Annotated in this window: 16 protein-coding genes; 4 read left to right on the top strand and 12 right to left on the bottom strand. The window is 42.9% G+C overall.

Translation table 11 applies throughout. From position 1 onward, the window contains the following. Positions 1–12: 12 nt before the first annotated feature. Complete coding sequence (gene mnmH, locus ACK8P5_RS16800; RefSeq protein ID WP_422657408.1) at positions 13–1,047, bottom strand: tRNA 2-selenouridine(34) synthase MnmH; 1,035 nt, start codon at positions 1,045–1,047, stop codon at positions 13–15. A gap of 40 nt (positions 1,048–1,087) precedes the next feature. Beyond that, positions 1,088–2,137: a selenide, water dikinase SelD gene (selD, locus tag ACK8P5_RS16805; protein ID WP_422657409.1), complete on the bottom strand. Its 1,050-nt coding sequence runs from the start codon at positions 2,135–2,137 to the stop codon at positions 1,088–1,090. Between the two features lie 370 nt (positions 2,138–2,507). On the opposite strand from selD, the gene ACK8P5_RS16810 reads away from it, so the two are divergent. Then, positions 2,508–3,707: a foldase protein PrsA gene (locus ACK8P5_RS16810; protein WP_422657410.1), complete on the top strand. Its 1,200-nt coding sequence runs from the start codon at positions 2,508–2,510 to the stop codon at positions 3,705–3,707. A gap of 139 nt (positions 3,708–3,846) precedes the next feature. Then, positions 3,847–4,194 (top strand): hypothetical protein, encoded by a 348-nt coding sequence (locus ACK8P5_RS16815; RefSeq protein ID WP_422657411.1) that lies wholly within the window; start codon positions 3,847–3,849, stop codon positions 4,192–4,194. 47 nt (positions 4,195–4,241) lie between these two features. Here the strand turns inward: ACK8P5_RS16815 and ACK8P5_RS16820 are convergent, their stop codons facing one another. Then, positions 4,242–4,874 carry a YdcF family protein gene (locus ACK8P5_RS16820; RefSeq protein ID WP_422657412.1) on the bottom strand — a complete coding sequence of 211 codons (633 nt, stop codon included), beginning with the start codon at positions 4,872–4,874 and terminating at the stop codon, positions 4,242–4,244. 106 nt (positions 4,875–4,980) lie between these two features. Here ACK8P5_RS16820 and ACK8P5_RS16825 point away from each other — a divergent pair, with 106 nt between their 5' ends. Further along, positions 4,981–5,745, top strand: coding sequence for a TIGR02206 family membrane protein (locus ACK8P5_RS16825; RefSeq protein ID WP_422657413.1), 765 nt, complete (start codon positions 4,981–4,983; stop codon positions 5,743–5,745). Positions 5,746–5,850: 105 nt separating this feature from the next. Here ACK8P5_RS16825 and ACK8P5_RS16830 read toward each other — a convergent pair whose 3' ends face one another. The 4 genes from ACK8P5_RS16830 to ACK8P5_RS16845 form a co-directional block, all read right to left on the bottom strand. Then, on the bottom strand, positions 5,851–6,840 hold the full coding sequence (locus ACK8P5_RS16830; RefSeq protein ID WP_422657414.1) for an aldose 1-epimerase: 990 nt from the start codon (positions 6,838–6,840) through the stop codon (positions 5,851–5,853). A gap of 166 nt (positions 6,841–7,006) precedes the next feature. Then, a complete protein-coding gene (locus ACK8P5_RS16835; RefSeq protein ID WP_422657415.1) occupies positions 7,007–8,683 on the bottom strand; it encodes a glycerol-3-phosphate dehydrogenase/oxidase in 1,677 nt (558 codons plus the stop codon). A 163-nt stretch (positions 8,684–8,846) separates the two neighbouring features. Continuing rightward, positions 8,847–10,337, bottom strand: a complete 1,491-nt coding sequence (gene glpK / locus ACK8P5_RS16840) for a glycerol kinase GlpK (RefSeq protein ID WP_422661501.1) — start codon at positions 10,335–10,337, stop codon at positions 8,847–8,849. A 63-nt stretch (positions 10,338–10,400) separates the two neighbouring features. Next, the gene (locus ACK8P5_RS16845; RefSeq protein ID WP_422657416.1) at positions 10,401–10,961 is read right to left on the bottom strand and encodes a glycerol-3-phosphate responsive antiterminator; all 561 of its coding nucleotides are present in this window, start codon (positions 10,959–10,961) and stop codon (positions 10,401–10,403) included. A gap of 255 nt (positions 10,962–11,216) precedes the next feature. Here ACK8P5_RS16845 and ACK8P5_RS16850 point away from each other — a divergent pair, with 255 nt between their 5' ends. Then, positions 11,217–12,056, top strand: coding sequence for a sugar phosphate isomerase/epimerase family protein (locus tag ACK8P5_RS16850; protein ID WP_422657417.1), 840 nt, complete (start codon positions 11,217–11,219; stop codon positions 12,054–12,056). 96 nt (positions 12,057–12,152) lie between these two features. Here the strand turns inward: ACK8P5_RS16850 and ACK8P5_RS16855 are convergent, their stop codons facing one another. The 5 genes from ACK8P5_RS16855 to ACK8P5_RS16875 form a co-directional block, all read right to left on the bottom strand. Beyond that, positions 12,153–13,580, bottom strand: a complete 1,428-nt coding sequence (locus ACK8P5_RS16855) for an NAD-dependent succinate-semialdehyde dehydrogenase (protein ID WP_422657418.1) — start codon at positions 13,578–13,580, stop codon at positions 12,153–12,155. Between the two features lie 116 nt (positions 13,581–13,696). Further along, positions 13,697–14,653: a siderophore ABC transporter substrate-binding protein gene (locus ACK8P5_RS16860; protein WP_422657419.1), complete on the bottom strand. Its 957-nt coding sequence runs from the start codon at positions 14,651–14,653 to the stop codon at positions 13,697–13,699. A gap of 201 nt (positions 14,654–14,854) precedes the next feature. After that, positions 14,855–15,613, bottom strand: a complete 759-nt coding sequence (locus ACK8P5_RS16865) for an ABC transporter ATP-binding protein (RefSeq protein ID WP_422657420.1) — start codon at positions 15,611–15,613, stop codon at positions 14,855–14,857. After that, a complete protein-coding gene (locus ACK8P5_RS16870) occupies positions 15,610–16,554 on the bottom strand; it encodes an iron chelate uptake ABC transporter family permease subunit (protein WP_422657421.1) in 945 nt (314 codons plus the stop codon). Before ACK8P5_RS16870 ends, ACK8P5_RS16865 begins: the two co-directional genes overlap by 4 nt. Further along, positions 16,544–17,497 (bottom strand): ABC transporter permease, encoded by a 954-nt coding sequence (locus ACK8P5_RS16875; RefSeq protein ID WP_422657422.1) that lies wholly within the window; start codon positions 17,495–17,497, stop codon positions 16,544–16,546. Before ACK8P5_RS16875 ends, ACK8P5_RS16870 begins: the two co-directional genes overlap by 11 nt. Positions 17,498–17,658: the final 161 nt, after the last annotated feature.

A 17,658-nucleotide genomic window follows, 5' to 3' on the forward strand; every position in this document is an offset into this window, starting at 1 on the left:
CCCCCTTCTGTATTAGAACCGCTGATTCACTAGCTCCTTCACCGCTTGCACCCCTTCAGTGGTACTTCGGACATGAACTACAAGCTGCTTACTCTCGTCGTAATGACGGGAAGAATGATCGTATTTCGGATCATAGTAATGTGTCAGCAGCAGATGAATAGCTTCCGGAAAGCGGTCTTCCGAAAGATGGCGGCCTATCTCTGCGGCAATCGGTGTATGAATTCGATCTTTAATTCGATTAAAGGCTTGAATGTATTCATCCTTATATTCGGCTGGACGATAATCATTCATAATCTGTGTAACACGCTCTTCTATCGGCATATCGATAACAATAGCCAACCCTTCTTCTTTCTTCTCTATCAGGAAGTCCGGAAGTACAACTTTGCCGATCCGTTTGCTCTCCGCTTCAAACAGAACATAGGGAGCTTCACCAATTTCTCGTAACTGTTCAAACAAGAGTGAATCAAAGGTCTTCTGGTTATGCGAGTTAAGACCGATATGACCAAAGATGGATCCGCGGTGACCCGATAATCCTTCCAGATCAAGCACAGGATAGCCTTCTTTCTGAAGCTGCTGGAGAATTGCAGTTTTACCCGTTCCAGTAAAGCCGTGCAACACCAAGGCTTCTGCATTTAAACGGGTTTGATTAAGCGTATCCACAACCAGCTTTCGGTATGCCTTTATTCCCCCATGAATTCGGTATACATGAACATCCATCAAGGAAAGCACAGTTGCTGCTGTCCTGCTCCGCATCCCACCTCGCCAGCAGAATACCACTTTGTTACCCTCTAACTGCTTGAATTCTTTCACAAAAGCAGGCAGCTTAGCGGACATGATCTCTAGTCCACGCTCCTTAGCTGCGTCAACACTTACCTGTTTATACAGGGTTCCGATCTCTGCTCTTTCCTCATCGTTAAACACTGGAATATTATAGCTACCAGGTATTGTTGACTCCTTAAATTCTGAAGGAGATCTTACATCAATTAGACTAAATTGCTTGTCCTTCTGAAGTTTTAAAAGTTCTTCCACACTGATGTCTTGAAACATATCGTACGCTCCTTTTATCCATACCGGACCACACTAGCTGTTATTCTACGACAATCGTTCCTGGATGCTGATCTGTCACGCGTCCAATTATCCCCGCTTCTACGCCAGCTTCTTGTAATTCTTGAAGCAGCTTTAAAGCTTCCTCTTGATCAAGCGCAATAAGTAAGCCCCCTGAGGTAACCGCATCACACAAAATTAAGCGATCGATGTCATCCATTGCTTCAGGGAACTGAACAGAACCACTCACATGTGCATGATTATTCTTAGAACCGCCCGGGATAACTCCTGCCTCCGCCATTTCACGTACACGTGGAAGCACCGGAACATCGTCTTTAACGATAACAATGCCAGTACCGCTTCCCTTAGCCATCTCAAGCGTGTGCCCCATAAGGCCAAAACCCGTCACATCTGTACATGCATGTACATCGTAACGATCCATAACTTCAGCAGCGGTCTTGTTCAAACCAGCCATCACAGATGTTACACGAGAGATTTCTTCTTCACTAAGGAGATCCTTCTTGATAGAGCTGGTCAGAATGCCTACACCGATTGGCTTTGTTAAGATAAGCGCATCTCCAGGCTTAGCCCCTGCATTGGTTCGAATCTTATCCGGATGAACAATGCCTGTTACAGCCAGACCGAATTTAGGTTCCTTATCATCAATAGAGTGTCCGCCAACAAGAGTAACTCCTGCCTCTTTCAATTTATCTCCTGCACCACGTAGAATATCGGAGAGGACCTGCTTGTCCAGTGTGGTGATCGGAAAGGCAACAATGTTAAGCGCAGTTAACGGTTTCCCGCCCATCGCATAAATATCACTGATCGCGTTCGCTGCTGCAACCTGACCAAATGAATATGGATCATCAACGATCGGAGTAAAAAAGTCAACCGTCTGCACCATTGCTAGTTCGTCCGTCAGGCGATACACACCAGCATCATCACTTGTATCCAAGCCAACGAGAAGGTTCGGATTCGGATCGGCAGGTGGAAGTGTACGAATCACTTGTGCCAGGTCAGCAGGACCGATTTTACAGCCGCATCCTCCTTTGGAAGAGAAAGAGGTTAGTTTAATTTTCTCAGGTTGTTTCATGATGGATCATCCCTTCTTATCTGTTCTATATCTACACTCAGCTTGAACATATAACAACCCCTGAAATACCACCATGCCGGAAAAGCAGCATGTTGACACCTCCAAGGGCTAATCAATAAACAGTCGTTTTTAGTTCATTTATTTTGCAAAATGCTCAATATCTTTATTATATGAAAATACCAGCTTTAAGTCTATTCATCCATTCTTCACACGAACGCTTTCACACGAAATTCCCAAGTAATCTAAATCTTGGAGATTCTTTTTCAGATTTTTTATCATTTCTTAAGGTAAGCTCGTACTTTATCTGGTAAAGTGATAAAAGATAATAACAACTCATTATTAGAAGCAGTTGAAGGGAGTCATTAATTTAATGAAAGAAAATGATGTACAGCCAACAAATAACGAACGTCCGGAGGATGATTTCGGGCAATCTCAGGAACAGAATCCAAATACAACACCGGAACCTGTTACACCTGAAGAGAATGATATGGTAACAGAAGCAACGAATTCAGACAGAAACGATGACCTTAATCCATTGGATGATACCTCGGTACAATCATCGGAATCACAGGTTGCAGGTGTGGTCTCATCTAACAATCATGATAATAATCAACCGCCTGCTACATCCTCTGGCGGCAATGGTGGTAAGGGCTGGATGATCGCATCCATCGTTCTAGCTGCAGCACTGATCGTTGTCTTGATCGTTAACCCATTCGGCAAAAACGATGGCGATAAAGCAATCGCAACGGTGAATAACGTAGATATTACGAAAGACAAGCTGTATGATGCACTGGTTGAAGCTGGCGGTGAACAGACGCTTGAGTCCATGATTACGAAAGAACTCGTTCAGCAAGAGTTGGACAAGAAGTCCATTGTAATTACGGATGCCCAAATCAACGAAGAAGTTGAATCCGTTAAGAAAATGTTCCCATCTGAAGAAGCATTCAACTCCGCTCTTACTTCAAGCGGTATGACACTTGAAACTTTGAAAGAACAGACTAAATTACAACTCGAATTGACTCAACTGTTGAAAGATAAAATTAAAATCACTGATGAAGAAATTAAAAGCACCTACGAGCAGTACAAAGACAGCTTTGCAACTCCTGAACAAGTTCGCGCTTCCCACATTCTTGTAAAGACTAAGGAAGAAGCTCAAGCCATTATCAAGCAGTTAGATGAAGGTGCCGACTTCGCTGCAATTGCTAAAGAGAAGAACGAAGATGCAACGAAGGATACTGGCGGAGACTTGGACTTCTTTAGTAAAGGTCAAATGGACCCTGCATTTGAAGAAGCAGCCTGGAAACTTGAAAAAGGTACTTATTCCAAAGAACCTGTAAAAAGCTCTTTTGGATACCATATTATCAAGGTAACGGATAAGAAAGCAGCAACCAACCCAACACTTGAGGATAAGAAAGAAGAAATTACGAAGCAGTTAGAGTCCACGAAATTGAATGAACTTACACCTGCATATCTGCAAGAGTTGAAAGATAAAGCAAAAATCACGAACACACTTGTAACAACAAAAGATAATGAGAAAGAAGACATTAAGACCGAAGAGCCAGCGAAGTAATATTAACTTTAAGTCCCTTATACCGCACAGGTATAAGGGACTTTTGTTGTTATTTCCAAAAAGTTCTTTTATGAAATGCAAAAACATGATAAAATGAAAGCGTTATCACAAAATGATAATTAAATAAGGGGGAGTCAGAATGATGAAGTGCGAACCAGAATCCAGAAATGTGTACGAGGACTTCGTGGTTGAGACGGACATTCTGTTCTTTAAAACCGGAACCCACGGTTTGGTCAGTTTTCACGGCAGGAATTATAATATAAAGAAAAGAATGAATGCCGAACAAATCAGCTCACTTTTATCCAGAAAACAATTCTTTAATGTTGGTGGCAACTGTTATGTTAATGTTAACAAAGCTACGGATGTCGAACAGGGAATTGTTTTTTTTGGTGAGAAAGCGCCGTCTTCAAAAATCCTTCGAATTCCTCGAAGAAAGCAAGAACCACTCAAACGGTTAATGATGGGGCACAAACAACCTGTTACTTAACCACGCCATAAAACCGCCTTATTCCCAATATAGGCGGTTTTATTATTTTATAATGATCTGAATGGTGATACCAATCTGTATCCTATGTAAAAGAACACCTCACGAGCAAGAAATGGCAGCTTCGTACGCATGCTTCGATATGCACTCGTTGTGGTAGGTGACGCATGCACATTCATATCTAAATCTCGCGCCAGTAACATAGCCCGCTTCATATGTAACGGATCACTGACTAGCAGGAACGACGACACACCAACCTCAGCTGCCGCGATCTTAGCATTTTGTAAATTCTCCTCTGTAATCGTAGACGTTATCTCAATGATGATGTCTTCGGCTGCTACACCCTGTTTTAATGCATACTTTTGCGAGGACTCCGCTTCACTGATCGCCCCTTTATCTCCACTTCCTCCTGTGAATATGATTTGGTTAACGTATCCGCCGTTATACAATCTCACAGCATGATCAATTCTTCCTTTCAATACGGGTGACGGTTCCTCACCATCAGTCGCCGCACCTAATACAATTGCTGCATCGGCATGAATGAGCTCTGATTTTTGACCAAAAGTCCATATCGAATAAGCCGTATAGCCTACAATCATTACGATGATTGCGAGTAGAGCAAGAAACAACCGGACCAACTTGCGCTTTCTCTTCATCTGTTTTGGATTGTATGACTCCAACATATGAGGTGACCTCCTTTCTTACATTTGAGCATCATCATAGAAAGCTAATTCATGGTAATATACATAACATAAGAAGCGTTAATACTACTGTACGAAGGGGGATTTCATGAGAGCATTATTTGATCCGAATTATCCATATGAATTCAAAGCTTTCTCCATAGAACATGTACTTGTTATCGGGTTACTCTTTGTCATGATTATGACATTATTCTTTTGCCGTAACATGATCTCTTCCAGACCTATCGTTCAATCTATTATCAAATGGATCTTAATCGCTGCTTTGTTACTTCCTGAAGTTTGTCTTCAACTATGGTACTTTACTAGCGGAATATGGGACCGGACCTCGTCTATCCCACTGGAGTTATGCAGCTTGACCATGTTTCTTTCGGCCATTATGCTCCTAACAGGCAGCCGAAAAATATACCCACTCGTTTATTTTGCCGGTATTGGTGGTGCACTGCAGGCTGTTCTTACTCCAAGTCTTGACTATCCATTTCCGCATTTTCGCTTCTTCCACTTCTTTACTGTCCATCTTGCCATCATTCTTGCCCCTCTTTATATGACTTGGGTCCGCAACTATCGCCCTCAATGGAGATCCATTGGCTGGACTATGATATTCTTGAACGTCGCTGCACTTGTGGTCGGTCTCATTAATTTCACTCTCGGTTCTAACTACATGTATTTGATGAGAAAGCCCTCCACTCCTTCTCTACTCGATGTATTGGGACCGCACCCCGTCTATCTTCTGGTTGAAGAACTGTTCGCGCTTGTATTCTTCACTGTGATGTACACGCTGTTCTTTGTTATACCTGATCGGATTAGAAAAAATCGCCTTTCTAACCGCTACCCGGCTAAAGAGCAATCCTACTAACCATTTCGGATAGGCAAATTCCAACTATACAAAGCTGAAAAAAGCGTATGGATCCCTCTTAACCTCACAGGAGTCCATACGCTCTTTTTAATGGAATACATTAAATTACTTCAAATAAATTCTTGCTGTCTCTTCCCAAATCTCTCCTGGGGCAAGACCGAATAACCCGATTTCTTCTGCGGGTAAATCCACATTCGGGGCATTAACCAGATTGATCTGTGGCTCTGGGCAGAAAAATTGCTCACAAGCGTTATTGTTCCAAATCATCCACTGCTTATAGGATGTGCCTACATCGTATACCAATGTCTTACCAAGTCTAGTATCGGTAAGCTCCATACGGTTTCTACCGTTCTGCGGCACAGCCTTATAGTGATTATCTAGCGAATCAAAATACGGACTAATACCTTCCGTGCGCATCTCTTCCTCTTCCGCCGTTAATTCTTGATGCTTGCCCGTTGGCAGCATACGATCGCTCATTTCCCAACGCTGACCGATTGTCATTTTCAACTTACAATCCTCAGGTGTACTGCCTTCCGCGAATGGTGCATTAATTGCAGTATGAAATGCAAGTAGACAAGGCATGTCTTGATCCCCGTTATTACGAATAAATACATGCTGAGACAAGCCCTCTGCACTGAGTGCATATCGAAGCCGGAAGGTAAACGAATGAGGTAACATAGCAAACACCGGGTGGTTATGATCAATGCTTACACTTACGGATACATAGCTTTCAGTGGCTGTAGTTCCAAATTCATCCACCGTCCAAGGAATAGTATGTAAAAAACCGTGAAGGTGATTACCCGTTGCTACTTCATTCACCGGAAATTGATAGGTTTGTCCATTCCATGGGAATTTACCATCTTCATATCGGTTCGGTGGGAATAATACGGGAATGCCATGCACACCAGGGTTTTGTTTGAAATGCTCCATCTCAGATTCAGCCGGCTCTCGCAAGAAACGGTAACCGCTTTCTAAATCTCGAAATGCAATCAAGTTGCCTCCGATTTCAGGTAAAACAACTGCTTCATATGGACCAAATTGCAGCCAAACGGCTTTTTCTCCTTGATAAGATCCTTCGTATGCCTTGTGATTCATCGGTTGATCTCTCCTCTCAATATGACTACTCTAGATTACCATACAGAAGGGCTAGGATTCTATATCTCACACCCTAGGTCAGCCATCGTTAAACATAGCAAACGAGGCTAACCGAAGATGTGCTCACTTGCTTTATCAGGTCAAAATGATTCGTTAGAACCTTATCTTACTCTGATCTTGCCGGGCTGGTTGCTTTCATGATCTCTCGCTCAAGCTCTAAAGCATAAACCTCCTGCTGCTCATTCGTCCAATTCAACGTATCAGCCATGTATTGAATGACGGATTCCTTCCATTTTAGGGTCCAGCCGATATTAAAGAGCAATGAACCCGTGCGACGAATAAAAAAGTCCATTGGCTTTAGGGCCATTTCGAATTGTACTGCATAAACGAGTGGTATAAACACCTCTAGTGGAAGCTCATAACTTTTGCCTTCTTCACCTACATCAAGAGCGAGCTGAAACAGCTTCTCCACATTAGAGCCATACGTGCGTACCCAGTTTTCAGAAAGTGTTACATCAAGACCAAGACTTACACCTTGCTCGGTCTGTTCTCGGATGTACGCGGGAAAATTTGCAGAGCCTCCTACATGACCTCCGGAAATGGGATGATTCTTCGTCTGGCAAATGCCAAAAGACTCACCACCATGTTCGCGTATTCGCTTCGCAACGAGATCAACAACGGTAGCAGCCATTTTTCGGTATCCCGTCAACTTCCCGCCTGCAATCGTAATAAGCCCCGAAGGAGATTCCCATATTTCATCTTTTCGTGAAATCTCGGAAGGATTTTTCCCCTCCTCCAATATAAGTGGCCTAACGCCTGCCCATGCTGACTCCACATCGGATTCGCTCAGCTGTACATCAGGAAACATATCGTGAATTGCCTGTAAAATATAGTCGCGATCCTGCACCGTTATAACTGGATACGTGGGATCCTTCTTGTAGACTGTATCCGTTGTTCCAACATACGTCTTCCCACTCCGAGGAATGGCGAATACCATTCGCCCATCGGGTGTATCAAAATATACAGCTTGACTGAGTGGAAACTTCGACTGATCGATAACCAGATGAACACCTTTGGTTAACTGAAGCATTTTCCCCTTCTTGGACTGATCCATTTCCCGGATATGATCAACCCATGGGCCTGTAGCATTCACGACTTTATTCCCGTAAGCCGTATAGACATTACCATGAATTAGATCTTTCACGGTAATTCCGATAATTCGACCACTTGGATCATAGTTTAAAGACTCTGCTCTTGTATAATTGATCAGCTCCGCTCCTTGCGCTGCGGCCTCTTTCATTACCTCTAGCGTGAGACGGGCATCATCGGTACGATATTCCACATAGTACCCGCTGCCCTTTAACCCCTCCTTCTTTAATAGGGGTTCTTTCTGCAACGTCTTCGCAGAGGATAGCATGGAGCGCCGCTCACCGCGTTTTACCCCAGCCAAGAAATCGTACACTTTTAGTCCGACCGAAGTACTTAGTTTACCGAACCCCCCACCTTGATAAATCGGTAAGAGCATCCACTCCGGAGTTGTTACATGAGGGCCATTCTCATAAACAACAGCACGCTCTTTCCCAACCTCAGCAACCATACTCACTTCAAATTGCTTCAAATATCGGAGTCCTCCATGTACAAGTTTCGTAGATCGACTGCTAGTTCCAGCAGCAAAATCCTGCATTTCAACTAATAAAATACGCATACCTCGCGTCACAGCATCTAATGCAATACCCGCACCTGTAATTCCACCGCCTATGACGATCAGATCATAGCTTTGACCATTCATCTCTTCAAATTTCTGAATCCGCTCCAAGCTTGAACAGGATTGTTTCTGAATCATCTTGTAATGCCCTCCCCGAATCACCATTCTTATTAAGAACCAAACCAAAAAAGAGACCACGAATCACGCAGTTAGCACCCTATTACGAGGTGTACCGCGATATGTGGTCTCTCCAGATCTCCTGACGAATATTAACTTATGGATTATTATAGCATATAAAAATTTAATGAAAAGCCATCGCTGCAAAAACTGCCTTTTTCCAGCCCTTATATAGCTGCTCCCGGATTTCTTCATCCATGCTTGGCTCGAATCTCCGCTCCACACTCCATTTACGGCAGATTTCATCTTGGTCCTTCCAGTATCCAACAGCGAGACCTGCTAAATAAGCGGCACCTAAGGCAGTCGTTTCACTGATGACGGGACGTTCCACAGGTACATCGAGGATGTCACTTTGGAACTCCATCATGAATGAGTTCGAAACGGCTCCCCCATCCACACGAAGCGCCATGATCTTACACCCTGAATCCTCTTCCATAACAGTTAGTACATCCCGCGTCTGATATGCAAGTGATTCCAACGTTGCGCGTATGAAATGCTCCTTCGTCGTTCCTCTTGTTAAACCGAATACAGCTCCCCGTACGTCGCTGTTCCAATAAGGACTGCCAAGCCCAACAAAAGCAGGAACGACGTACACACCCTCGGCTGATTCGACCCTGCGCGCATAGGGTTCACTATCCTTAGCCTCACGGAACATCCTCAATCCATCTCGGAGCCACTGTATGGCTGATCCCGCTACAAACACACTTCCTTCAAGTGCATACTGCACTTTTCCATTCAAACCCCAAGCAATTGTTGTGATCAAGCCATGCTCAGACTTAACAGGCTGGTCACCCGTGTTCATGAGCATGAAACTACCCGTACCATAGGTAGTCTTCACCATGCCCTCTTTGAAGCAAGTCTGCCCGAACAGCGCAGCTTGTTGGTCCCCTGCAGCACCCGCAATCGGTACTTCACGTCCGAAGAAATGATAAGATGCGGTAACTGCATAAACCTCAGAGGATGGTCTAACCTCAGGAAGCATGTGTGCGGGAATACCTAAGATTTCTAGTAATTCTTCATCCCATGTTAACTCATGAATATTAAATAGCATCGTACGTGAAGCATTGGAATAATCAGTCACATGCGCCTTTCCTCCAGAAAGCTTCCATATAAGCCATGTGTCTATCGTACCGAATAACAACTCTCCACGCTCAGCTCGATCCCGTACGCCTTCCACATGATCCAGAATCCACTTGATTTTCGTTCCGGAGAAATAGGGATCCACGAGTAAACCTGTTTTGTCACGGACTTTCTGATCATGCCCCTCCGCAATCATCTGTTCACATATTGCTAGGGTCTGACGAGATTGCCAAACAATTGCATTATAAACCGGAACGCCTGTCTTACGGTCCCATACCACCGTCGTCTCTCGTTGATTCGTTATCCCGATGCCGGCAATTTGGTCCGTCTTAACCCCGGATTCAGACAAACAGGTAGCAATGACTGCGAGAATTGAGCCCCATATTTCGTTTGCATTTTGTTCTACCCAACCAGGTTTGGGGAAATATTGCGGGAACTCTTTTTGAGCCGAATATACGATATTACCCTCTTGATTAAATAATATCGCCCTTGAGCTTGTCGTACCTTGATCCAGAGCTAATATGTATCGTTCCAATTCCATCTCACCCTCTCCAAATCGTTACATAAAAGATTACGTTCTCATAGAAATCATGTCAAATCATTGAGACAAATAATGCTTAAACAATTCTTTACTGGAGGTGGTAACCGCTGTGGCACCTGCTGCAATCGCTTCTTCCACTTGAGATGGCATCCGTATGAGTCCCCCTGCAAAGATTGGAATACCTGTACGCTTTTGCACTTCTTCAATCATATGTGGCATTGCACCGGGAAGCACTTCAATATAGTCAGGCTGCGTTTTTTCAAGGAGGGCATAATTCTTCTCAAGCGCAAGCGTATCCAGTAAGAACACTCTCTGAATAGCAACGATCCCTTTCTGTTTCGCCTTCAAAATCACACTGGAACGAGTTGAAATCAGTCCATCCGGACGGATCTCCTGACATAAGTACTCTGCGGCGTATTCATCATTCTTCAATCCTTGTACTAAATCTGCATGAAGAAACATTCGTTTCTCGGCTTCACGAATCAACCGGTACATATGACCTAGACGTGCCACATGTGTATCGAGCAGCACACCATACTGGTACGTACTCTCTAGAATCTTGTCTAACTGCTTCATCTGCTTTGCAGCTGGAAGTATTTTTTGACCGTGAAAGCTCAACTGGCTTCACTCCTCTGGTATGTCTTACGTCTGAATATTACATTAATTCGGTTATCGAACAATATAAACCTCTATTTTGTCTAATCATGGTTCGTATTCCTACTACAACCTTATTTCATTAAAGGAATTGCTATGAACGGAATTAAAGGGTAACCACATGTATATATTTGTACAAGATACTTGTATGCACATTGGCGTGTAGAAATGATGATGATTTGGGACGATCTCATAATCGGTACAAGGGGGACAAATATCATGCTGAAAGGAATAAATCAGTGGGGATTCCCAGAAGGAACTTCAATGGAAGACATCTTCCATCATGCTGAGGTAGCTGGTTATGATGCAGTAGAACTTAACCTTAATCCAGCTGGGGGTATCGGGTTAACCATGGAGAGTACAACAAGAGAAGCACAGGCTATTTTGGCACTAGCTTCGCGCCATGGAATCAAGCTTCGAAGCCTATCCACCAGTTTATTATGGCGTACACCTCTATCCTCAGCAGACCCGGATGTTAGAGCCTTAGGTGCAGCAGTTGTGACGAAACAGATTGAACTAGCATCTTTACTCGGAATGGATACGATTCTAGTTGTCCCTGGTGCAGTAAATGCTGACAATTCCTATGACGAATGCTACACTCGGAGCCAAGAAGAAATTAAAAAACTTCTCCCTCTGGCACAGCAGCATGGCGTGTACATCGGGATTGAGAACGTGTGGAACAAGTTTCTACTCTCACCACTTGAAATGAATCGTTACATCGACGAGATGGACTCGAAGATGGCTGGTGTCTATTTTGATGTTGGGAATATTTTATTGTACGGCTTTCCCGAACAGTGGATTCGAATTCTTGGATCACGGATCCGAAAGATACATGTTAAAGATTTTAACACTCAAGTTGGCAATGGAGCAGGGTTCGTCCCCCTACTTTCTGGAAACGTAAACTGGGTTCAAGTTCACCAAGCTTTACAAGAGATCGGGTACACGGATACACTAACAGCAGAGCTAAGCCCCTATGCCGCTAACCCTTTTCAAATGGTCTATGACACATCTCATCAACTAGATATCATTATAGGTAGGTCATCTATTTCGGCTAATTGATAGGCAACTTTAGAAAAGCCGCTCAGGATTAATCCTGAACGGCTTCTTTGACATGAGACACACATCTGTTTCAACGTAAGACTACAATTCCATTCATTATAGACCAAGAGAGATGTACTTCGTTTCAAGAAACTCTTCAATCCCAAAATGTCCACCTTCTCTGCCAAGACCACTCTCTTTGAAACCTCCAAAAGGAGCTTGCGCCGTCGAAGGAAGAGGATCGTTCACCCCTACAATGCCATATTCTAGAGCTTCAGCTATACGTACCGCTTCATTCAATCGTTCGGTGAAGACATAGGCAGCAAGTCCATAAGGACTATTATTCGCCCGCTTCACAGCTTCTTCAACTGAATTGAAGACCGCAATAGGAGCTAATGGACCAAAGGTCTCTTCCGTCATACATAACATGTCATCCGTCGCATGCATAATAACTGTAGGCTGTACATAATGCCCTTGCTCATCATTTAAGTGCTCTTCTTCTCCAGTCAATAGGATGCCACCCTTATCCTTCGCATCTTGAATATGCTGTCGCACTTTCTCGGCTGCTTCCTTATTAATAAGAGGGCCCACATCAACCCCCTCATCCATCCCGTTACCTACTCGAAGCTTCTTCGTCAATTCAGCCACTTTCTCCGAAAATGAAATTGCAACTGATTCCTCTACATATATTCGATTGGTACATACACAGGTTTGACCAGCATTTCGAAACTTTGATAAAATGACTCCTTCAGCGGCCTTGTCTAGATCAGCATGTGCAGTCACGATGAACGGGGCATGACCACCAAGTTCAAGCGATATTTTCTTCACATTAGCAGATGCTCCTGCCATAAGCTTCTTCCCTACAGCCGTTGAACCCGTGAATGATAGTTTTCTTACGCGATTGTCTTGTTGCCACACATCAGCAATTTCACTTGAGTTGCCCATGACAATATTTATCACACCTTTGGGCATATCCGCTTTCTCAGCTAACTCCACTAGTTTAAGCGCAGTAAATGGTGTCTCCGAAGAAGGTTTAATGACGAGCGTACAGCCTGCTGCAAGTGCTGGTGCAACCTTACGTGTAATCATAGAAGCAGGAAAATTCCATGGCGTTATAGCAGCCACTACACCAACGGGTTGCTTTGTCACAAGAATGCGTTTATTGGGAGAGGAGGATGGGATCGTCTCACCGTATATTCTTTTGCCTTCCTCTGCATACCACTCGATAAAAGCATTGGCATATTTTATTTCCCCAGCTGCTTCTTTTAACGGTTTACCTTGCTCAAGCGTCATTATTCTGGCTAACTCATCTGTATTTTCCTCAATCAACTCGTACCAGCGCCGAAGGTATTGTCCTCGGTTCTCAGCTGTTAACTTTGACCATGATGTAAATGCTTCATGTGCAGCATCAACGGCTTGGGCTGCTTCTGCCGAGCCTCCTTTACTCACGGTTCCAATAACTTCTCCAGTCGCTGGATTAAGAACTTCAACCTGTTGAGATGTGCTTATCCACTCTCCGCCTATATAAATTTGATTAGGATACATATGATAAACCTCCATTTAACTGTCAGTATATAATATTGTCCTCTAATAGTAACCGACTTTCAAATAAACAAAACACCGGACCCACGAAGTAGGAACCGGTGTTTGTGCTTAATAAATTATTTTACGCCTGCACTAACTTCTTTGACCATTTCAGTTACAGATGTTAGTCCACCACCAGAAAGGTACCAGTAGTTAGGATCCAGATAAACGATGTTTCCATCTTTATATGCACTCGTTGTTTTCACGAGCTCGTTCTCTACAACGTCTTTTGCACCTGAATTTTGACCTGTTGCCACGACAGCTCCGCGGTCAACCACGAACAAGTATTCCGGATCCTTCTCTACAATGTACTCACTGGAGATATCTTTACCATGTGTGCTTACTTCGATGCCAGGATCTACTGCTGTAAAGCCGAACACATCATGCAGTATGCCAAATCGGGATCCTGGACCATAAGCGCTGATTTTACCTTCGTTGGCGAGAATGATCAATGCATTCTTACCTGTTGCCTTAACCTTTTCATTGAGAGTAGCAATCTCTTTATCGATCGATTCCAGTTCCGATTTCACTTGATCTTCTTTACCAAAAATCTGTCCAAGCGTATTCATGTTCTCTTTGAAGGAATCCATGTACTTAGAAGTGTCTACACCCATGAAGATCGTTGGGGCGATTTCAGAAAGCTCTTTATAAGCATCACTTTGTCTACCAGAGATAATGATGAGATCTGGCTTGATTTTATTAATCTTTTCGAAATCAGGTTCTTTCAAGCTACCTACATTCTCGTACTTAGCATCTTCAAATTTAGACAGATACGGAGGAATATTGGCTTGAGGAACACCTGTAACTTCAACGCCTAATTTATCTAAGGAGTCAAGAACACCGAAATCAAATACGACGATTTTTTTAGGGTTTTTCGAGATTGTTGTTGTATCTAGTTGGTGCTTAATCGTTATTTTGTCCCCAGAAGTTTCCCCACCATTACCTGACGCTGCATCCTTCTTCTCGTCTGATCCGCAAGCTGCAAGAGCCAGTGTAAATACCGTAACCATAAGCAACATCAATACCTTTTTCATAACTCCACCCCTAATTATTATTTTTATATTGTATTGCAATCATAACAACTGTAATTTTTTATTAATAATGTAATATTTTTACAATATTATGTCATAGGAAGCCCTTCCGCTTATGAAGCAGACCCCCTAGAAGAATATTCGGGATAAGCATTCTGGTCCAGCTTTTTTTGAATCTCTCATCCCACTTTATGTGCACGAAGATTAAGCGTAGTAAACACAAATCTTATTATCATTAATTTCTTCAATCTCGATATCCATATCATAAATGCTTCGAAGTACATTGCTCTGAATAATCTTATCTGTCTTGCCTTCATTCTCAATCTTACCGTCTTTAAGCGCTACAATATAGTCGGAGTAGCAAGATGCAAAGTTAATGTCATGAATGACGATGACAATCGTTTTATTCAGGTCTTCGACAAGCTTTCTTAGAATCTTCATGATCTGAACAGAGTGTTTCATATCCAGATTATTCAGTGGCTCATCGAGTAGAATGTATTCTGTATTCTGGGCGATAACCATGGCAATATATGCACGCTGTGTCTGTCCACCACTTAGTTGATGTAGGTATTTGTCCTGCATTTCTTCAAGCTCCATGTAACGGATCGCTTCATCAACATATTTCTTGTCTTCAGCTGTCAATCTACCTTGAGAGTAAGGAAAGCGTCCGAAGGATACGAGTTCTCTCACGGTAAGACGAAGACTGATATGATTAGACTGCTTCAGAATTGAAATTTTCTTAGCCAGATCGCTGCTCTTCCACTCACCGACTTCTTTACCTTCAATCATGATCTGTCCACTGTCTTTCGTTACGAGTCTGCTGACCATGGACAAGAGGCTGCTTTTACCAGCTCCATTTGGGCCAATAAAGGACGTAATCTTACCTTTTGGTATCGAAACTGATACATTATCTACGACTTTTTTGCCACTGTAAGCTTTAGATACGTTAGTAACCTGGATCATGATTTACTCTCCTTTAATAACAGATAGATGAAGTACACGCCGCCGACAAAGTTAATGATGACACTGAGCGTAGTTGAGAATGTAAATACTCGTTCAACGATCAGCTGACCTCCGACCAGAGCAATAATACTGATCAGAACGGAGCCTGCAATTAAGTAAGAATGTCGAAATGTTTTTAAAAATTCATAGGATACGTTCACGACAAGAAGTCCGAGAAATGTAATTGGACCGACAAGTGCTGTAGCCACTGAGATAAGTATAGCCACAACAATAAGTAGTCTCTTCACCACAAAATCATAATTCACACCTAGATTGATTGCCTGCTCGCGTCCCAGCGCCAGCACATTTAGGTATTTAAAGAATCTGGCGAAATAGATCAATGTCACACCGACAACAATGAATGAAATAAGTAACAAGTCGGTTTTTACATTGTTGAAACTAGCAAACATTTTATCAGATACAAATTGAAACTCATTCGGATCAATCAGCACTTCCATGAAAGAAGACATGCTGGAGAATAATGAACCGAAAATCATGCCGACCAGTAGCAGAAAGAATATACTGTTTCCTTCCCTTCGGAACAAAATCTTGTATAAGATCCCAGAGAAGAGAATCATACCGCCGACATTAATTAGAAAGTTAAGATTGCCGAGCTCATACATTTTAAAAGAACCAAAGGCAAAGATAACGAATGTTTGTATTAAAACGTATAAGGAATCTAATCCCATGACGCTAGGGGTCAATATCCGGTTGTTGGTAATCGTTTGAAAAACCGTGGTCGACAGGGCAATTGCTCCGCCTGTTAATGCGATTGCCAACACCTTTTTGATTCTTCTCGGAAATGCGTAATCCCAGCTACCACCAAGATCTATAAATAGGAAGAGGGCAATTAGGATCAGCGCCACTGCGGCCAATATGCCGGTCTTGGCTTTATAAGTCATAGGCCTTTCTCCTCATCAGTAAGTAAATGAATATACCGCTTCCGATTACGCCCACGGTTAAGCTGATCGGAATTTCGTAGGGATAGATGATAATCCGGCCGATAATGTCACAAAAGAGAACAAACCCGGCCCCCAGCAGTGCGGTATGCGAAAGGCTTTTCTTCAAATGATCTCCTAAGTAAAGACTCACTATATTCGGAATGATTAACCCTAGAAAAGGTATCATACCTACAGTTAGAACAACTGAAGCAGTTACAAGTGCTACAATGATCAAACCAATGTTTACGACTCTCCGGTACTTGAGCCCTAGATTTGTTGCAAACTCTTCACCCATACCCGCCACCGTAAATTTATTGGCGAATAGGTAGGCTATGATAACCAGTGGAACACTTATGTACATCAGTTCATATTGTCCTTTGATAATCATCGAGAAGTCACCCTGCAACCAAGCAGACATGTTCTGAATAAGATCATACTTATAAGCAAAAAATGTAGCGATGGAGCTGATGATATTCCCGAACATCAAACCAACCAGCGGAATAAACACCGCGTCTTTGAATTTGATTTTGTCGAGGATCTTCATAAAGACAAGCGTACCAGCAAAAGCAAAGAGAAATGCAACTAACATCTTGATCAACGGCCCAGTAGTTGAGAACACCAGCATGGACACTAAAATCCCAAGTCTAGCCGAATCCATCGTTCCCGCGGTTGTCGGTGATACGAATTTATTCCGGCTAAGTTGCTGCATAATCAAACCGCAGATACTCATACTTACTCCAGCTAGAATCAAACTGATAAGTCTTGGTACACGACTGACTACAAAAATATGCTGTTGTTGCTCTGTCATACTGAACAGATCAAGTGGAGAAATATCCTTAACCCCTATAAATAAGGAGATGAAGGATAATACCACGACTGCTGCGATCAAGTATCTTTTCTTCATGGCTCTTCCTTCTATGCAGGTATGCAGTTACCGGTAAGTTCCGGTTAGATGTCGATTTCATTCTCAATGAGATTGATTATCAATCGCGATCTGTAATGAATTATATCATCCCATTCTCAACCCTTCAAGTACAATTGAGAATCAAACTCATTTAAATTTTT

The sequence above is a fragment of the Paenibacillus sp. EC2-1 genome (genome assembly GCF_049311625.1).
Classification (GTDB): Bacteria; Bacillota; Bacilli; order Paenibacillales; family Paenibacillaceae; genus Paenibacillus_AQ.